This is a genomic window from Acinetobacter sp. ANC 5045 (genome assembly GCF_004331005.1).
GTDB lineage: Bacteria > Pseudomonadota > Gammaproteobacteria > Pseudomonadales > Moraxellaceae > Acinetobacter > Acinetobacter towneri.
Genome location: NZ_SJNS01000001.1, coordinates 122,290 through 140,270, shown reverse-complemented (window position 1 = coordinate 140,270; position 17,981 = coordinate 122,290). Strand labels below are relative to the sequence as shown.

The 17,981-nt window shown below is 41.3% G+C and carries 13 protein-coding genes; 8 read left to right on the top strand and 5 right to left on the bottom strand.

Features of this window, described 5'->3' with window-relative positions:
- The first annotated feature begins 23 nt into the window (after window positions 1-23).
- From E0H79_RS00720 to E0H79_RS00710, 3 genes are all read left to right on the top strand, one after another.
- A complete protein-coding gene (locus tag E0H79_RS00720; protein ID WP_004974609.1) occupies window positions 24-1,133 on the top strand; it encodes a DNA cytosine methyltransferase in 1,110 nt (369 codons plus the stop codon).
- Window positions 1,117-2,205: an HpaII family restriction endonuclease gene (locus tag E0H79_RS00715; RefSeq protein WP_131260601.1), complete on the top strand. Its 1,089-nt coding sequence runs from the start codon at window positions 1,117-1,119 to the stop codon at window positions 2,203-2,205. The genes E0H79_RS00720 and E0H79_RS00715 overlap by 17 nt, the downstream gene beginning before the upstream one ends.
- 81 nt (window positions 2,206-2,286) lie before the next feature.
- The gene (locus tag E0H79_RS00710) at window positions 2,287-2,805 is read left to right on the top strand and encodes a DinB family protein (protein WP_004974616.1); all 519 of its coding nucleotides are present in this window, start codon (window positions 2,287-2,289) and stop codon (window positions 2,803-2,805) included.
- A gap of 194 nt (window positions 2,806-2,999) precedes the next feature.
- Here E0H79_RS00710 and E0H79_RS00705 read toward each other — a convergent pair whose 3' ends face one another.
- A complete protein-coding gene (locus E0H79_RS00705) occupies window positions 3,000-4,823 on the bottom strand; it encodes an acyl-CoA dehydrogenase C-terminal domain-containing protein (RefSeq protein ID WP_004974621.1) in 1,824 nt (607 codons plus the stop codon).
- A gap of 225 nt (window positions 4,824-5,048) precedes the next feature.
- On the opposite strand from E0H79_RS00705, the gene E0H79_RS00700 reads away from it, so the two are divergent.
- Window positions 5,049-7,439: a hypothetical protein gene (locus tag E0H79_RS00700; protein ID WP_131260600.1), complete on the top strand. Its 2,391-nt coding sequence runs from the start codon at window positions 5,049-5,051 to the stop codon at window positions 7,437-7,439.
- Between the two features lie 102 nt (window positions 7,440-7,541).
- On the opposite strand, the gene aroE is transcribed toward E0H79_RS00700, so the two are convergent.
- From aroE to hemF, 3 genes are all read right to left on the bottom strand, one after another.
- Window positions 7,542-8,330 carry a shikimate dehydrogenase gene (gene aroE, locus E0H79_RS00695; RefSeq protein WP_104852603.1) on the bottom strand — a complete coding sequence of 263 codons (789 nt, stop codon included), beginning with the start codon at window positions 8,328-8,330 and terminating at the stop codon, window positions 7,542-7,544.
- A gap of 96 nt (window positions 8,331-8,426) precedes the next feature.
- The gene (locus E0H79_RS00690) at window positions 8,427-8,633 is read right to left on the bottom strand and encodes a hypothetical protein (protein ID WP_004974627.1); all 207 of its coding nucleotides are present in this window, start codon (window positions 8,631-8,633) and stop codon (window positions 8,427-8,429) included.
- A gap of 317 nt (window positions 8,634-8,950) precedes the next feature.
- Window positions 8,951-9,895 (bottom strand): oxygen-dependent coproporphyrinogen oxidase, encoded by a 945-nt coding sequence (gene hemF / locus E0H79_RS00685; RefSeq protein WP_131260599.1) that lies wholly within the window; start codon window positions 9,893-9,895, stop codon window positions 8,951-8,953.
- 231 nt (window positions 9,896-10,126) lie between these two features.
- Here hemF and hemN point away from each other — a divergent pair, with 231 nt between their 5' ends.
- Entirely contained in the window at window positions 10,127-11,500 is a 1,374-nt protein-coding gene (gene hemN, locus E0H79_RS00680; RefSeq protein WP_096901232.1) for an oxygen-independent coproporphyrinogen III oxidase, read from the top strand.
- Window positions 11,501-11,544: 44 nt separating this feature from the next.
- Here the strand turns inward: hemN and ribA are convergent, their stop codons facing one another.
- Window positions 11,545-12,147: a GTP cyclohydrolase II gene (gene ribA / locus E0H79_RS00675; RefSeq protein ID WP_004974633.1), complete on the bottom strand. Its 603-nt coding sequence runs from the start codon at window positions 12,145-12,147 to the stop codon at window positions 11,545-11,547.
- 308 nt (window positions 12,148-12,455) lie between these two features.
- Here ribA and dxs point away from each other — a divergent pair, with 308 nt between their 5' ends.
- The 3 genes from dxs (at window position 12,456) to E0H79_RS00660 (ending at window position 17,627) form a co-directional block, all read left to right on the top strand.
- Window positions 12,456-14,366, top strand: coding sequence for a 1-deoxy-D-xylulose-5-phosphate synthase (gene dxs / locus E0H79_RS00670; protein ID WP_004974635.1), 1,911 nt, complete (start codon window positions 12,456-12,458; stop codon window positions 14,364-14,366).
- Between the two features lie 104 nt (window positions 14,367-14,470).
- On the top strand, window positions 14,471-15,301 hold the full coding sequence (locus E0H79_RS00665; RefSeq protein WP_019836885.1) for an inositol monophosphatase family protein: 831 nt from the start codon (window positions 14,471-14,473) through the stop codon (window positions 15,299-15,301).
- Between the two features lie 484 nt (window positions 15,302-15,785).
- A complete protein-coding gene (locus tag E0H79_RS00660) occupies window positions 15,786-17,627 on the top strand; it encodes a DEAD/DEAH box helicase (protein ID WP_096901229.1) in 1,842 nt (613 codons plus the stop codon).
- Window positions 17,628-17,981 lie beyond the last annotated feature (354 nt).

Below are 17,981 nucleotides of genomic sequence, written 5' to 3'. Positions count from 1 at the left end.
TTGTATCGCCTTGAAGGTTTGAGATGAACTCTACTAGTCCAAAAGTTTTAAAGGCTCATGGTGAATTAGTGGTAAACAAAGAGGAAAACCTTTCCCTCTTTGAATCAATCCCTTTTTATCCAGAATACCCAAGTAAATTTAAATTTATTGACCTATTCGCAGGAATTGGTGGATTTCGGCTAGCGTTACAAAATCTTGGTGGCGAGTGCGTATTTTCATCAGAAATAGACCTATATGCCCAAAAAACATATTCCGTCAATTTTGGTGAAACGCCTTATGGTGATATCACTTTAGAGTCTACTAAAAATGCGATACCTGATCATTTCGATATTTTATGTGGAGGCTTCCCTTGTCAGGCTTTTTCAATTGCAGGTAAAAGATCTGGATTTGAAGATACACGCGGTACGCTATTTTTTGACGTTGCGGATATTATAAAACGGAAACAACCTAAAGCTTTCTTTTTAGAAAATGTTAAAGGCTTAATTAGTCATGATAAGGGAAATACACTTAAAACTATTTTAAAAACATTAAGAGATGATTTAGGTTACTACGTTGCTGAGCCTCAAATTATAAATGCTAAAGATTTTGGTGTTCCCCAAAATAGAGAGCGAATTTTTATTGTAGGCTTCCATAAAGATACTGGAATTCAAAATTTCTCTTATCCACAACCATTAAATAAAAAAACCTGTTTTGCCGATATAAAGGAAACTCAGGTTGTACCTACTAAATATTACTTATCTACACAGTATTTAGATACCTTGGAAAAGCATAAAGCTCGACATGAAAATAAAGGAAATGGTTTTGGTTACGCTATTATTCCAGATCACGCAATTGCCAATGCCATAGTTGTAGGTGGAATGGGGAGAGAGCGTAATTTAGTTATAGATCATAGAATTACAGACTTTACTCCAACTACTAGAATTAAAGGAGAGGTAAATCGGAAAGGTATTCGGAAAATGACGCCAAGAGAATGGGCACGGTTGCAGGGGTTTCCAGATCATTTCAAAATCGTGGTTTCAGATGCCTCAGCCTATAAACAATTTGGAAATTCTGTTGCTATTCCAGCGATACAGGCAACTGCAAAAGAAATATTAAAAGCATTGAAGATTGGTGAGTATGATTACAGCAAATAAGGGGGAATGGAGTGAACTCTATGCCCTTTTTAAATTACTATGTGATGGGGAGTTAAGTGCGGGTGATGAAAACTTAAATAAAATAAATAATTTAATTTATCCTGTAATTAGAATTTTACGTCAAGAACATCATCATTTATTCACTTATGTACCGCATAAATCAGAGGGTATAGTAGAGATTTTGCGGGGTGAAGATGTTTTTCAGATACCATTACAGGAACTCAGAGATATTACTCAGTTTTTGCTGGCAGAATTACAGAAAAAGCAAACGGCATCATTTACTATTCCAGATGTGGAAAACTTTATATCCAGATACCAATCAAATAAGATTAAAGCAAAATCTAGTGCGAAAAGTGATATTAGAATCGTAATTTATGATGCAAAAATTGGAACAATGCCTGAATTGGGATTTAGCATAAAGTCAAAATTAGGTAAACCATCCACATTGTTAAATGCAGGAAAGACAACAAATTTTATTTTTGAAATAAAAAATATTTGCCTAACCGAAAAAGAGATTGAAGATTTTAATCAGCTTGCATTGCCACAACCAATTATTAAATCTCGTATAGCACATTTAAAAATGTTGGGAGCCGATATTAAATTTTCCCATTTAAATAATGCTGTATTTGAGAATAATTTAATTTTGTTGGATAGTTTACTACCAAAAATTATGGCAGAAGCTATATTTAAATATTACACATCAACTCTTAATTCAGTTAAAGATATTTTTAATGAAATTTCTTATGAAAATCCAATGAAATATTCTTTTGAACATCAGCATCCTTTTTATCAGTTTAAAATTAAAAAATTATTGTGTGAAATAGCAATTGGAATGATGCCTGGTACAGTTTGGACAGGTAACGAAATTGATTCTACAGGTGGATATTTAGTAATTAAAGAAGATGGCGAGATCATTTGCTATCATCTGTATCATCGCCATGAATTTGAAGAGTATTTATACAATAATACAAAGTTTGAGATGGCAAGTAAAACCAAGCATGATTTTGGTCAATTATTTCTAAAGGACAATAAATTGTATCTGTCTTTAAATCTACAAATTCGCTTTAAATGATTAAAAATATATCTTTTATCTTAATATAGTTTGAACTTTTGATTCAATTTTCATAATAAAACTCAAATAGGATAATTTTAAATGGATTTAAAAACGTTTGAGTTACTTGCCCGCTATAATCTTTGGGCAACTCAAAAACTAAATCAGACTTTGCTATTGGTTTCAGATGATGATTTTTTCTTGGATCAGGGCTTATATTTTAAAAGTATTTTTGGCACTCTGAATCACTTGTTGGTCGGTGAGCATCATTTGTGGTTTCCACGTTTTGCTTTGCACCACTCACCAATTTTGCCATTAGATAGTATTGTGGAAACCAACAGAACACAGCTTGTTGAGCAACTTGAAAAGAAGGCTGAAAACTGGATTTATTTTTTAAATCAGGTGGATGAGAATGTTTTTCATCAAGAGCTGCACTATAAAACATCAACTGGCGTGGAGATGCACTTACCCTATGCTGCAACCCTAATGCATGTGTTCAATCATGCAACTCATCATCGTGGGCAAATTACCGCGGCTTTAACCGCAATGGGATATGTCTGTCCTGAGCTTGATTTAATTTATATGTTGCTAGAAGACAAGGCTAAGAAGCGAATTGAATGAAACGACTAGAAATTTTATGTCTAGTGATTTTAATTTTTCTGATTTTATATCTGATTCAGTGGGTATTTCATGGTTTTCCAACAGCACATTAAAAGTAATTTTAATTGATGTGTAGATTCGAGTACTGACTTTCTGAAGTAAACACCAAAAGAGCGCATTACGCGCTCTTTTGATTTACATCTGCTGAGAATATTTTAGTAGTCAAAACTAAAATGTTCTGGTGCTAATGCAGTCATGGTTTTAGATGGATTGACCATTGCTTCTGCATGACCTTGGGTACGTGGCAATAAACGCTCAAAGTAGAAATCTGCAACTTTGATTTTGGCTTTATAGAACTCAGGTGTTTCCTGACCATTGCCTTCAGCCAATTTGGTCGAAGCCACAGCCGCTTGTTGCGCCCAGAAATAAGCCATCATCACATAACCAGAGAACATCAAGAAGTCTACTGAAGCACTGGATACGATGTCACGGTCTTTACGTGCTGCCAACATAATGCGCACGGTTAATGCGTTCCATTGAGCACATAGCTTGGTTAAGTCCCATGCAAAACGACGCATGTATTTGTTACGTGCATGCTGACCACAGAATTTCAAAATTTCAGCGGTGTAGTCACGAATCACTTTACCTTTAGAGCTTAACAACACTTTACGACCAATCAAGTCGAGCGCCTGAACGCCAGTTGTACCTTCATATAAGGTAGAAATACGTGAATCACGTACAATTTGCTCCATGCCCCATTCTTTAATATAGCCGTGACCGCCGTACACTTGCATGCCGTGGTTGGCAGCTTCATAACCCATTTCAGTTAAGAAGCCTTTTAAGATTGGGGTATAGAAACCTAAATGGTCATCATGCGCTTCAAAAGCTGCAGTATCACCACGCATTAAAGCGTCGTTCATTTTATCTGCCAATTGTGCAGCATGATAAATCATGGCACGACCACCTTCTGCTACGGCTTTTTGCGTTAAGAGCATACGACGTACATCGGCGTGGTGAATGATTGCATCAGCTACTTTTTCAGGGTCTTTTTTACCTGACAGCGCACGCATTGACATACGTTCTTTGGCATACGGCAATGCACCTTGGAATGCCAATTCTGCATGGCAAATCCCCTGAATTGCTGTACCAATACGTGCAGTATTCATAAAGGTAAACATGGCATGTAAGCCTTTGTTTGGTTCACCAATCAAATAACCCACGGCATTGTCAAAGTTCAGGACTGCAGTTGCAGACGCGCGAATCCCCATTTTGTGTTCAATAGAGCCACAAGTGACAGGATTACGCTCACCCACCGTACCTTCTGCTGTTGGCAAGAATTTCGGTACGATAAATAATGAAATACCTTTTGTGCCTGCAGGCGCATCTGGGAGGCGTGCTAACACAATATGAATGATGTTTTCAGTCAGGTCATGTTCGCCTGCAGAAATAAAGATTTTGGTACCTGAAATCGCATACGTACCATCGGCTTGTGGTTCTGCTTTGGTTTTTACCTGACCTAAGTCGGTACCACATTGTGGTTCAGTCAAACACATGGTGCCTGACCAAGTACCTGCAACCAAGTGCGGTAAATAGGTATCTTTTTGCGCGTCTGTACCAAATTGCATAATGGTGTTGATACAACCCACGCTTAAACCTGGATACATTTGGAATGACCAGTTTGCTGTACCCATCATTTCAGATTTGATGAGGTTTAGCGACATTGGCAGGTTTTGACCGCCGTATTGTTCAGGGTAAGACAGACCTTGCCAGCCACCTTGCACAAATTGGTCATAGGCTTCTTTAAAGCCTTTCGGTGTGGTCACATTGCCATTTTCAAAATGACAGCCTTCTTCATCGCCTGATTGATTGAGTGGAGAAAGTACATTTTCACAGAAATCTGCTGCACCTTCCAAAATCATATCGACTGTATCTGCGTCCGCAAGTTCACCGTTAGAAAGATTTTTGTAATGGGTCGGGTAATCAAGCACTTCGTTCATTAAGAAACGAATATCGTGTAATGGGGCTTTATATGCTGGCATAGTCTTAATCCTAATTTAGAAATAGTTTTGGATTATCTGTATCGATATGTTGATTATTCACACTCATGATCAAAAAACATTGATAAGAATAGCGAATAAAAATGTCAGAAATGCGAATACTGAAAATTATTCACCTTACAAAAACGAATGAAGTGTTATGTTACAATGTATCATAATCTGTACGTTTGAACAGACCAATCTATAATGAATATAAGGTGTTTAGCAATGAAGATACAATTAAAATATTTATCTTTATGTCTTTTTAGTTTAGCTGCTACAGGTTGTTCGCAGCATGTCATTAAGACCAATTCCAATCAGACGGTAAGTATAGAACAAAAGGCAATTACGGGGTTAAATGCCATCTTTGAAACACCTAGTTATGATTTTCAGGGCAAATTACGGGTACAGAGCAATTTAGTTGAAGCAACACCAAAAGTAACGGATATTGCTCCTACCACACTTGATCCTGTACTTAAAAAGCAATTAGATCAGTATTTAAAACAGCAAAAAGTCCGTTTAAGTACACAAGAAAAACAAAACTTATATACGGCAATGGCTAAGGAACAAAACTCTGCTTCCTATGCTGCAGGGGCAATCGAAAAATCGAGTCCTTTTAATTTTCTGTTGAATGTATTGAATGATACTGAGTTTAGCTACGATGGCTCGGTGCATTATCGGCAAAAAATTGCTGCTTTGAATGTGGCAGCACGCTATGAAAAACCGACACTTTTGGTGCAAATGAAAGTACCGATGGTGGTCGATTTTAATGAATATAAGTTCTATACCAACTATTTTTCTTTGTTGCCTTATTTGGTGAATAAAGACAGTCAAAATGACTTTGCCTATATCGACTTTTCTAAATACAAAGCCGATTTTGAGCGGATTAAAGTGGCACAATTTGCCGAATACTTAAAAGCCATGAATGCGGTGCCGTATGTATTGGCAGATTCTAAACATATTCAAAAGTTATCTTTAACTGCACAAGAACGTCAGCAAAAAATTAGTGAAAAAATTCGTTTGAACAGTAGTTTGGAAGATATGTTGCTGCAGCTTGCCATGTTTGATCAGGTCAATGCACCGTATTTGCAACAGACTGTATTGGGGCAGGCGACCACAACCGAAGATGCTGCTGAACAAGCTGAAATTACGCAAGATACATCGGCCAAAGAAAGTGTTGAAGACTACTTGAAACACAATGAAACTGCTGAAGATTATGGCATGAGCCAAGAGGCTTTTGTGGCGTATCAAGCCACCCTTGCTTTACGTGATTTGGTCAGTCAGAAATTTTATGCAACTGAAACGACAGTGAGTAATGTGGCAGATTATTCAGCAGATGCCAGTGAAGATGCCATGATCGCAGCTGAACAAGCCGTTGAAGCGGCTGCTGAGCAGGCAGAAGATTCAGCAAGCACCGCAAGTATGCTAAGCGAACAAGACTGTCAGCGTTTGATCGAAACAGCAAAAACAGCCAAAGTTGGAGATTTAACCTACTGTGCTTATGCCTATGAATTAGAAGCATTTAGCCCAAGTCGTGCTGAGCAGGCACAATCGGTTTTAGATGAGCACTTTGCTTCACCGCAAGAAAAGCTAGCTAAAGTTTTTGAACCATACCGTTCGGAACAATTGGTCGATGCCGCCGCTTTTGCAGCTTTGTGGCAAAAACATCAGGCTGAAATTCAGCAGATTATGAACGCTACACCTAAAGATAAAAAAACACCGATTCAAATTGATGTGGCTTTAGATGATCAGGGGCGTGCTGCAAAAATTGATTATGCGTTGCAATTTAAACGCGAAAATTACGGCACAATTCATGTGTATAACGATGTCAGCATTGCGAATTATGGGCAAGCCAGCAAAATTGACCGTAGTGCGCTGCGTCAAGCCAAATCCATTCAAGAGGTCAGCAAAGACTCAATTTTAGAAAAATGGGTGACAAATTTAGGGCGGACTTTGGAGCAGGAAACTGCAGAAAATAAAGATAAGACCACTGTAAAACCTGCCTTAAGTTATGATGAAGAATTGGCGCAGTTGGCGCAAAAAACCTATCAACAAACAGAATCTTTTAGTCAGACTTATCAGACTTTATTTTTAGTGCACATGGCAGCAGAGCAAAGTACGTGGGTAAAAAATCTTAGTCCACAAACCTTGCAGGAAATGGCAGAAGTGTATGCCTATTGGTTCAGTGATGAGCGCTACTATGACCCGAAAGATGCCGCGCTAAAACGGATTGAAGCTTTACAAGCCAAGCATCATTTAGAAGAAGATGAGCAATTCAATAATGCAATTGGTCGTCGTATCAATAATTTGACTGAAGATGCAGTCGATGAAAATAAAGTCGCACTTGAATGGCGTAAGCTGAAACAGCAATACAAGCAACCACAACAGATATTCGCTCAGCAATATTTAAAAGCCTATGAAGCAGCTTATGATTGGGATGTGCCTGACTTGGAGAATTTAAAGAAAACGGCACACATTTTGGGGCAGACGTATGTTGATCGTCAGCAGGGCAAATTGAGCCAAAATTCAATTCGCACTTTAACTGAAGATCAGGCTGAACAGATTGATTATGAGTTATATATGGATGTGTATGAAGATATGCAGAAATTTGTAAAATAAACCGTGGGTGAAAAATGGGCAATCAGCGTTCAACAAGATTGCCCAGTTTAAATAAAAAAATAGCCCTTTGCTGCTCAAGGGCTATTTTTATTTGGTGATGATTTAGAGGAAATCTTTTAATTCAGGTTTCACGCCATTCCAAATATAAAAAGATTCAATCGCCTGTCCGACCAGCATGCCAAAACCTTCTGAGGTCGGTACGCCACGCGCTTTGGCTTGTTCTAAAAAGCTCGAAGGTTTGCCATAAGCCATTTCATAAGCAAAATTAAACTGCAAACACTCAGGCAAGGTGAGGGCATCTCCCGTTAAGCTGGCAGACGTCGCATTAATGGCTAAATCAAATTGACCTGTTAAATCGGTAAGTGCCATGGCTTGTAATTCTGCTTGCGGTACGGCAGCTTGTAGGTCAGCAACCAGTTGTTCAGCACGGGCAAGGGTGCGGTTGGCAATCACAATTTTTTTTGCGCCTGCTTGTACCAACGGATAAATTACCCCGCGGGTTGCACCACCAGCGCCAATAATCAAAATATCACTGTGCTCTAAATTCCAGCCCAAAGCACGAATGGCATCAACCAAACCCTGACCATCGGTATTGTCGCCATGCAAAACACCATCTTGCATCCACAAGGTATTGACTGCTTTGGCAATTTTGGCACGTTCGGTTAATACGCCACATTGGGCAAATGCTTGCTCTTTAAAAGGCACGGTTACATTCATGCCTACACCGCCCTGATTAAAAAAGTCTGCAACACTGTCTCTAAAACCATCAAGAGGGGCAAGGCGTTTGCTGTATTGCAGGTCAATGCCTGTTTTTTCTGCAAAGGCATGATGCAGTTCAGGAGAACGTGATTGTTCAATTGGGTTGCCAATCACGGCAAATTGTTTGCGCATTTGCCAAAATCCATGTGCTGAAATGTGCATCAATATACGTCAAATTCAGCGCGGACTAAAGCCTATGGCGGTATAAAACGGTGGGAGTCTTTGGACTTAAGGATTACAAATCTCTAAAACGGTTTCTAATACCAAAATAGTGGCAATCACGAACATGGCAATGCCCGCTAAAATGCTGCTACTAATGGCTAAGCCATCTGAAAGATGACTTTCAAAAATAAAGGTCATGCAAATTGAGCCAAGTAACATGGCAAAGGTTGCCCAAAATAAAAAGATTTTGTGTTTGAACAGCGGGCTAAACATGCGGATCTCCTGACAGATGTGGCGCAGTGTGACATAAGGCTTTGACAGTTTGATGAATTCGCCTTTGACTCATGGTTTGATGTATGGATAGTTAAATCCTATTTGTGCATGGTCGAATAGGGTGCGCGGTCACATCATCTATTAAAATCCATCCGCACTATCATGACAGTTAATTCATGCTGTGCATATTTATTGATTTGAAAATAAGCAATAAAGTTTGTAAGTAAAAAAGCGATTCGTGGAAGAATCGCTTTTTTGAACCTTGAATGTGATCTTTTTTACACTGCGATGTAGCAAGGTTTCACCAGTCGCGAGCTTTAACTCGTCTTGAGATTTAACCAATCGCGTGGTTTTAAATAATAGTCAGTGAGTTTTTTCTCTGCGGAATCTTCTGCCCATTCAGGACGGTACGACCATCCCGCCAAGTTCGGTAAGCTGACTAAAATGGACTCAATCCGTCCACCTGTCTGCAAGCCAAATAAAGTGCCACGGTCATAGACCAGATTGTATTCCACATAACGTCCACGACGGTAAAGCTGGAACTCACGTTGTGCTTCGGTATAGGCTTTGTCACGATTACGCTCAAAAATAGGCAGAATTGCAGCCAAATAACCGTTACCCACCGCCTGAATATAGTTGAAACAGGTGTCAAAGTCCCATTGATTCAGATCATCAAAAAATAAACCACCCACGCCACGCTGTTCATCACGGTGCTTTAAATAAAAATAGTCATCACACCATTGTTTATGTTCTGCATAGACTTGATCGCCAAAAGGCGCACATAAGTCATGTGCTGTTTGGTGCCATGCCAACACATCTTCATCATTTGGATAAAATGGTGTCAGGTCAAAACCACCACCAAACCACCAAATTGGCGGTTGTCCTTCAGGTTCAGCGACAAATAAACGCACATTGGCGTGCGAGGTGGGTACATGCGGGTTTTTCGGGTGAATTACCAATGATACACCCATCGCTTGCGCAGGTGCGCCTGCAATATTGGGATGACGCTCAGTTGCAGAAGCAGGCAGTTTGGAAATATTGATATGCGAAAACATCACCCCGCCTTTTTCAATGACTGTACCGTTTTGTAAGACACGGGAACGACCACCGCCACCTTCAGGACGTTGCCAGTCATCAATTTCAAACTGTGCGCTTCCGCCACCTGCCTGTTCTTGTTGTTCTAAAGCCGCACAAATTCGCGCCTGCAAATCGAGAAGAAATTCACGTACACGTTGAATATCCGCGTGAGTAGGATGCGACATGGCCACCTCAGGATAAAAATAAAATGGCTTACATCAAAACATAAAACTGTCTAAAAATTAAGGGGTTTATCCAGTTTGCTGCAAATCGCTCAGGCAATTGCGCAAGGTGCTTTGTATTTCAGCATGTATTCCGAGCAAAAGACTAGGTTGATTTCCATGCCTAAGCTCAGCACAATAGTTTTTACAATCTAAATTTTAGTCAGCAGCAATTAACTGAATGGGGCAGAGTGGATGACACAGCAGGCAAATTCTTTAATTCAAAAATACAATGTGCCTGGACCACGTTATACCAGTTATCCAACCGTACCTTATTGGGATGATGCTACTTTTTCAGCCGAGGCATGGCAGCAGACGCTGAAGCGTTCTTTTGATGAATCTAATGCCAGCGAAGGCATTAGTCTGTATATTCATTTGCCATTTTGCGAAAGTCTATGCACTTTTTGTGGCTGTCATAAACGTGTCACCAAACGCCATGAAGTTGAACAGCCATACATTCAGGCGTTATTAAAAGAGTGGGACTTATATTGCCAATTGCTCGAAAGCACTCCCATCATTAAAGAAATTCACTTGGGCGGTGGCACACCAACTTTCTTTTCTGTCGAACATTTGACGCAGCTCATTCAAGGCATTCTGGCAAAAGCCAAAGTGGCAGAACAGCACGAATTTAGTTTTGAAGGTCATCCCAATAACACCACCCGCGAACATTTACAGGCCTTATATGACTTGGGTTTTCGTCGGGTCAGTTATGGCGTGCAGGATTATAATGAAAAAGTGCAGCGCGCCATTCATCGGATGCAGCCTTTTGAGCATGTGCAACGTGTGACCGAGTGGGCGCGTGAAATTGGCTATGATTCTATTTCACATGATTTGGTTTTTGGTTTGCCCTTTCAAAATCTAGACGATGTACTGAATACCATTGAGCAGACCCAACGTTTAATGCCAGACCGTTTGGCATTTTACAGTTATGCGCATGTGCCATGGATTAAAGGCAATGGGCAGCGTGGTTTTAAAGATGAAGATGTACCTAAAGATGAATTAAAACGTCAGTGCTATGAAGAAGGCAAACAGCGTCTTTTGGCCTATGGTTATCATGAAATTGGGATGGATCACTTTGCCTTAGAACGTGATGGTATGTATCAGTCGTTTAAAAATGGTACCTTGCACCGTAATTTTATGGGCTATACCGCATCTAAAACGCAGCTTATGATTGGCTTGGGTGTTTCATCTATTAGCGACAGTTGGTATAGCTTTGCGCAAAATGAAAAAAGCATTGAAGATTATTATGCCCGTTTAGCCTGCAATGAAATTCCTGTGTTTAAAGGGCATGTGCTGGATCGGGAAGATTTGGTAATACGTCAGCATATTTTAAATTTAATGTGCAGCTTTGAAACGTCGTGGGCCAGTCCAGAATTGGCATTTCCTGAAATTGAGCAAGTGCTGCAACAGTTACAGGAAATGCAGGAAGATGAATTACTGCTCATTCAAGATCAGCACATTCAGATTTTGGAAAAAGGTAAACCTTTTGTGCGCAATATTTGTATGGCCTTTGATTTGCGTTTAAAACGCCGTATGCCGAATAATCGTATTTTTTCGATGACGATTTAAGTAAGTTGAGTAGAAATTATTTAATTCAAAAATTAAAAGGTGACTCAGAAGTCACCTTTATCATACATGTGCGCCATGCGTTCGTGTTTGGTTTGCAAATATTCTTCATTGAATGGATTTAGACCCACAGTTAAAGGCACACGGTCTACCACCGTAATCCCTTGTTCCTGTAATGCTTGAATTTTCAAAGGGTTGTTGGTGATTAAGCGCACAGCTTTAACCTGCAAATGATCTAGCATAATGCTGCACATATCATAGCGACGTGCATCGGCAGGTAAATTCAGCATTAAATTGGCATCCACCGTGTCATGTCCTTGATCTTGCAGGGCATAAGCACGAATTTTATTGGTCAAGCCAATCCCGCGACCTTCTTGGCGTAAATATAAAATCACACCTTGTCCTGCGTCATTAATCAGACGTTGAGTGGCTTGAAGCTGTGGGCCACAGTCGCATTTTAAAGACGCGAAAGCATCGCCAGTTAAACATTCTGAGTGAATCCGTACCAGAACGGGCTGGGTTGGCGCAGTGTCCAAACCTTTGGATAATGCCACGTGTTCTTCGCCAGTTTCAGGATCTTGAAATACCGTAATGTTGAATTCACCAAATGCGGTCGGTAATCGTGAGGTTGCGACAAACTTAATCGGCACTGTTTAACTCGTGAAATAGTCGATAAATTGTTTAAAGTATAGCGTAATGCTCAGACATTAGTAGAATAGCGAACACGAATTTATACAGAAGATTTTCTTTTTTGTATAAAGCGCACGATAATGGTTGATAAATAGTTAGATTATTCAGGATAATCTACCCACCCAACGTGTGCCCAACTGAAATCACTGCTCAAAACTACATCGCTAGAAATGTGGCTGATTGAAGGTAATACCATTCGGTTATATGATCGAGTAATTCCCATTGACCTCGCTTAGGATTTGCCAGGCTTTAGAAGGCTTTGCCACATATGCTGTATACAGAAATTCCAACTCAACGCCCTGTAACACCATTGCTCGATGAGATTGACCATCCGCAGCAATTACGTTTACTCGCGCAAAGCCAGCTTCCACAGGTGGCAGATGAGTTACGTCAATTCATTTTGTATGCCGCAGGTCAAAGTGGAGGACACTTTGGCGCAAACTTAGGCGTGATCGAACTGACCGTTGCGCTGCATTATTGCTTTAATACCCCACACGATCGCTTAATTTGGGATGTCGGTCATCAGGCTTATCCGCATAAAGCCCTAACAGGACGCCGCGAGCAACTCACCACCATTCGCGCCAAAGATGGTTTGGCTGCATTCCCTGCGCGTGAAGAATCTATTTTTGATACCTTTGGCGTTGGTCACTCCTCAACAGCAATTTCTGCAGGATTGGGGATGGCGTTGGCACGACGTTATCAACAAAACCCGTGTGAAGTTGTTGCCATTATTGGCGATGGTGCCATGACGGCAGGTATGGCTTTTGAAGCCATGAATGATGCAGTGGCCCACCAAGCCGATATGATGGTGGTGCTGAATGACAACGATATGTCAATTTCATGTAGCACAGGCGGCTTTGCCAAACATCTTGCTGCCATTTGGGAGCGTGGTGAATCGGTTTATGTCAGTGAAACAGGTGAAGCTTACGTGCAGCCACATCCAAAGTGGACGTATAACTCGCGTTTGCACTGTGCTGCTACTGAAGCTGCTGACAACTTATTTAAAGCGATTGGGTTTGATTATTTCGGCCCTTTCGATGGACATGATGTTGAACAACTCACACACGTGTTTAATGCGCTGAAAAAACGTAAAGGCCCACGTTTAATTCACGTTTACACTAAAAAAGGCAAAGGCTTTGCGCCTGCAGAAGCTGATCAAATTAAATATCATGCCATTGGTAAAATTCATGCCAAAGCTGCACCAGTTAGCGCACCTAAATATTCTGATGTATTTGGGCAGTGGTTATGTGATCAGGCAGAACAAGATTCGCGTTTATTGGCAATTACGCCAGCCATGTGCGAAGGTTCGGGCATGGTGCAATTTGCCAAACAATTTCCTGAACGCTATTTTGACGTCGCGATTGCCGAACAGCATGCCGTGACTTTGGCTGCGGGCATGGCCTGCGAAGGTTTAAAGCCTGTGGTGGCGATTTACTCTACCTTCTTGCAGCGCGGTTATGACCAACTGATTCATGATGTCGCTTTGCAAAACTTAGATGTCACTTTTGGCATCGATCGTGCAGGTTTGGTGGGTGAAGATGGTCCAACCCATGCAGGTGCTTACGACTACGCCTATATGCGTACCGTACCGAATATCGTGATTATGGCGCCAAAAGACGAAAATGAATGTCGTCAAATGCTGCACACCGCTTATTTATATAACGGTCCTGCAGCAGTGCGTTATCCACGCGGGCATGGTTTGGGTGTCGAAATTCAGCAGCAAATGACAGCAATTCCATTAGGACAAGCTGAAATTGTGGCGCAGTTCAATCCACAATATGATGACTATATTTCAGTGCTGGCTTTTGGTAGCCGTGTGCAAGCGGCAGTTGAGGCGGCAGAAGCATTTGCTCAGCAGCATGATGTCGCAGTACGTGTGGTGAATATGCGTTTTGTGAAGCCATTGGATGAAAAACTGTTAGCTGAGATTGCAGACAGCACTGCATTATTCGTCACTGTAGAAGAGCATGCGATTATGGGTGGTGCAGGCAGTGCCGTGAGTGAATACTTGGCGAAGGCCCAGATTGTCAAACCGATTATTCATTTAGGTTTAGAAGATAGCTTTATGCAACAAGCGACACATGGTCAAATGCTGCAACAGGCAGGTTTAGATGCACAAGGCATTGAAAAATCAATGCAAAATGCTTGGCAAAAACTGCATCAATCTATATTGAATTAATTTTTAGCAACACTTCTTCCCCAAAAGCCTCAATATTTGCTAAAATATTGGGGCTTTCATGCATTATTCTTTATCAAACTCTTCAAATTTGTAGTGGGTGTTCAATGGAACCTATGGTGGTGATGGCTGCGCGTGCGGCTCAAACAGTTGGTCAAGAGCTTTTAAAAGCGCATCAGAATCGTCATAAACTCGATCTACAAGTCGAAGAAAAAGGCATTGATGGTCCTGTAACGCGCGTAGATCGTTACCTCGAGCAATTGACCATTGATACATTACGCAAAAGTTATAAAAATCACAGCTTCCTGGGCGAAGAATTTGGCATGCAGGAAGGCAAAGGTCACGATGCCGACTGGTGTTGGGTGATTGATCCTTTAGATGGCACGCTAAACTTTGTTCACGGTTTCCCTCATTTCTGTATTTCGATTGCAGTGCAACACAAAGGTGTGACACAGCACGGTGTTATTTACGACCCTGTAAAAGATGAATTATTCTCTGCGAGCCGTGGCCGTGGTGCGATGATGAATCAACGTCGTATTCGTGTAAATGTAAAAGACAGTTTAGACAACACCTTCTTGGCAGTGGGTCATGCTTATCGTGCTAAGCGCGATGGCGAAATTGTTTCTTATGCCAAAAACCATTTTGAAAGTTTATTGAATGTGACAGAAGCAGGCGCTCAATACCGCCGTGCAGGTTCTGCTGCATTAGACTTGGCTTATGTGGCTGCAGGTCGTTTAGATGGTTATTTTGAACTTGGCTTAAAACCGTGGGATATTGCTGCGGGTGAGTTAATTGTGAAAGAAGCGGGCGGTACTGTGGTCGATGCACGTGGTGGCAGCGACTCTATGGAAAATGGGCAAGTTTTGGCATGTTCAATGAAAATGTTAAAACCACTTATGAAAGCGGTTGTGCCTGCTTGGGGAGAAGCAGCGAAATAATCAGCTGATCATATTTATACTTAAATAAGACACTTAGCAAAGCTCTCATCCTGAGGGCTTTTCTTTTACCTAACGGTCTAAAACTGCTGGTTTTAAATCTGTTGTTATCGTCCATATACTAGCCATAAAAGCAGAATCTATCACTGTTTACACAAAAAACTGCAAAAGTCGATTAAATAAGGTGACTTTTAAAATAATCCTGCTATAATCCGCGCACGCACTTAATTTCTGTTCATTACCTGAACATTTCTCTTCTAATCATTGTGTATGCGCGTGCGGTCCAAAGAGAGGACGATATCTCGCGCCCCAATCGCTAAAGCGATTCCTTCAGGTTAAGCCGTAATCATGCGTGCGTTATATCACATCGTCGTTACTCGGATCGCCGCTGAATCTTAAATTGTCAGCGATAATTGCTGTACCGCTTTTTGCCGATGTCCATCTGACTTTATTTAATGGAGCACCCATTTTCAGGGTGAAAATCTCTATGAGCAAAACTTTTGCTGATTTTTCTTTACATGAATCTTTACAACAAGCTTTAGAAGGCTTGAACTTTACTACGCCGACTCCTGTTCAAGAACAATCGATCCCAGCGGCACTTGAAGGTAAAGACTTATTGGTATCTAGCCAAACAGGTTCTGGTAAAACTGCTGCATTTTTACTCCCAACTTTAAACGCGCTTGCTAATCAAGATACTTTCGTACCATTTAAAGAGCGTATGAAAGCTATTACTCAGCCGTCAATTTTAGTGCTTTGCCCAACACGTGAATTGGCTCAACAAGTTAGCCAAGACGCGATTGCATTTGTACGTCACATGAAAGGTGTACGTATTGCAGCAATCATGGGTGGTATGCCTTTTGGTAAGCAAATCCAACAATTAAAAGGTGCGCAAGTGGTTGTAGCGACTCCAGGTCGTTTACTTGACTTGGTGAACCGTCGTCAAATCAAACTTGATAAAGTTGATGCCTTAATTGTAGACGAAGCTGACCGTATGCTCGATTTAGGCTTCTCTGAAGACCTAGAAGCGATTAGCGATTTAGCTGCTAACCGTAAGCAAACCTTGATGTTCTCTGCAACTTTTGCCAGCCGTATTATCACACTTGCAGAACGCATGATGAATGAGCCTGTACGTATTGCGATTGAAACAGGTCACTCAACGAACATGGACATCACCCAGACTTTACACTGGACTGATGGTTTCGAGCACAAGAAAAAATTATTGTCACACTGGTTATCTGATGAAGGTGTAGATCAAGCGGTTGTATTCGCATCTACTCAAGAAGATACCGATATGTTGGCTGAAGAATTGGCTGAAGCGGGTCACTCGGTTGTTGCACTACACGGTGCAATGCCACAAACCGTTCGTAACCGTCGTTTACGCAGCATTCGCGAAGGCCGTGCAAAAATCTTGGTTGCAACAGACGTTGCAGCACGTGGTTTAGACGTACCAACTATTTCTCACGTGATTAACTTCGGTTTACCAATGAAAAATGAAGACTATGTACACCGTATTGGTCGTACAGGTCGTGCGGGTCGTACTGGTAACGCGATTACTTTGGCAACTTACCGTGAGCGCGGCAAAATCCGTGCGTTGGAAGATTTCTTAGATGCACGTTTAAGCGTTTCTGAAATTGAAGGCTTAGAGCCATCTCCACCTCCAGCACGTTCTGGTCGTGACGGTGGTCGTGGTCGTCGTGATGGCGGTCGCGGTGGTCGTGGCGGTTTTGGTGGCGGTCGTCGTTTTGAAGGCGAAAGCAACTTTAAACGTCGTGAAGGCGGTGATGAACGTCCACGTCGCAGCTTTGATGACAAACCACGTGGTGAACGTCCTGCATTTGGTGAAGATCGTCCGCGTCGTGAGTTCAACTCAGACCGTCCACGCCGTGAAGGTGGTTTCGGTGACCGTCCACAACGTTCATTTGAAGATCGTCCGCGTCGCGAGTTCAACTCAGACCGTCCGCGCCGCGAAGGTGGTTTTGGTGATCGTCCACAGCGTTCATTTGATGATCGTCCACGTCGTGAATTTAATTCAGATCGTCCGCGTCGCGAAGGTGGCTTCAACGATAAGCCGCGTTTTGATGCGAATGATGACAACCGTGGCAACCGCGTAGATTACAAACCACGTCGTGAAGGTAGCTTCGGTGATCGTCCAAAACGTGATTTTGGTGATCGTCGTGAGGGTGGTTTTGGTGACCGTCAACCACGTTCGTTTGATGATCGTCCTAAGCGTTCTTTTGGTGGCGAAGATCGTCCACGTCGCGAGTTCAATTCAGATCGTCCACGCCGTGAAGGTGGTTTTGATCGCCCACGTCGTAAATTTAACGACTAAAACCGCGATAGTCATTTGTATAAAGAAAAACCAGTGCTCAGCACTGGTTTTTTTATGTTAAATATTTTTGCTTTAGATAAATAAAATGTATAATAGGTCACGTTTTTAACTCTATTTGCTAATTATGAACATCAATAGCTTACGATTGCTCATGCAGACGAGAGAGGGAATGATGCCGTATATTGGTTTAGCACTCATCTTATGCAATTTAATGTATTATATTATTTCTTCTTACTTTTAAATTGTTGCTGTCCTAAAAGTGATTTAAATAACAATAATAAGACTGCTTGAACAATACGTGCACAGTTTTTAAAAATTTGCTAGATAACATTTTGCGCTTCAATCCTTTATAGT

Coding starts and splice junctions, on each gene's coding strand:
- E0H79_RS00720 (WP_004974609.1), top strand. CDS start 24: ATGAACTCTACTAGTCCAAAAGTTTTAAAGGCTCATGGTGAATTAGTG.
- E0H79_RS00715 (WP_131260601.1), top strand. CDS start 1,117: ATGATTACAGCAAATAAGGGGGAATGGAGTGAACTCTATGCCCTTTTT.
- E0H79_RS00710 (WP_004974616.1), top strand. CDS start 2,287: ATGGATTTAAAAACGTTTGAGTTACTTGCCCGCTATAATCTTTGGGCA.
- E0H79_RS00705 (WP_004974621.1), bottom strand. CDS start 4,823: ATGCCAGCATATAAAGCCCCATTACACGATATTCGTTTCTTAATGAAC.
- E0H79_RS00700 (WP_131260600.1), top strand. CDS start 5,049: ATGAAGATACAATTAAAATATTTATCTTTATGTCTTTTTAGTTTAGCT.
- aroE (WP_104852603.1), bottom strand. CDS start 8,330: ATGCGCAAACAATTTGCCGTGATTGGCAACCCAATTGAACAATCACGT.
- E0H79_RS00690 (WP_004974627.1), bottom strand. CDS start 8,633: ATGTTTAGCCCGCTGTTCAAACACAAAATCTTTTTATTTTGGGCAACC.
- hemF (WP_131260599.1), bottom strand. CDS start 9,895: ATGTCGCATCCTACTCACGCGGATATTCAACGTGTACGTGAATTTCTT.
- hemN (WP_096901232.1), top strand. CDS start 10,127: ATGACACAGCAGGCAAATTCTTTAATTCAAAAATACAATGTGCCTGGA.
- dxs (WP_004974635.1), top strand. CDS start 12,456: ATGCTGTATACAGAAATTCCAACTCAACGCCCTGTAACACCATTGCTC.
- E0H79_RS00665 (WP_019836885.1), top strand. CDS start 14,471: ATGGAACCTATGGTGGTGATGGCTGCGCGTGCGGCTCAAACAGTTGGT.
- E0H79_RS00660 (WP_096901229.1), top strand. CDS start 15,786: ATGAGCAAAACTTTTGCTGATTTTTCTTTACATGAATCTTTACAACAA.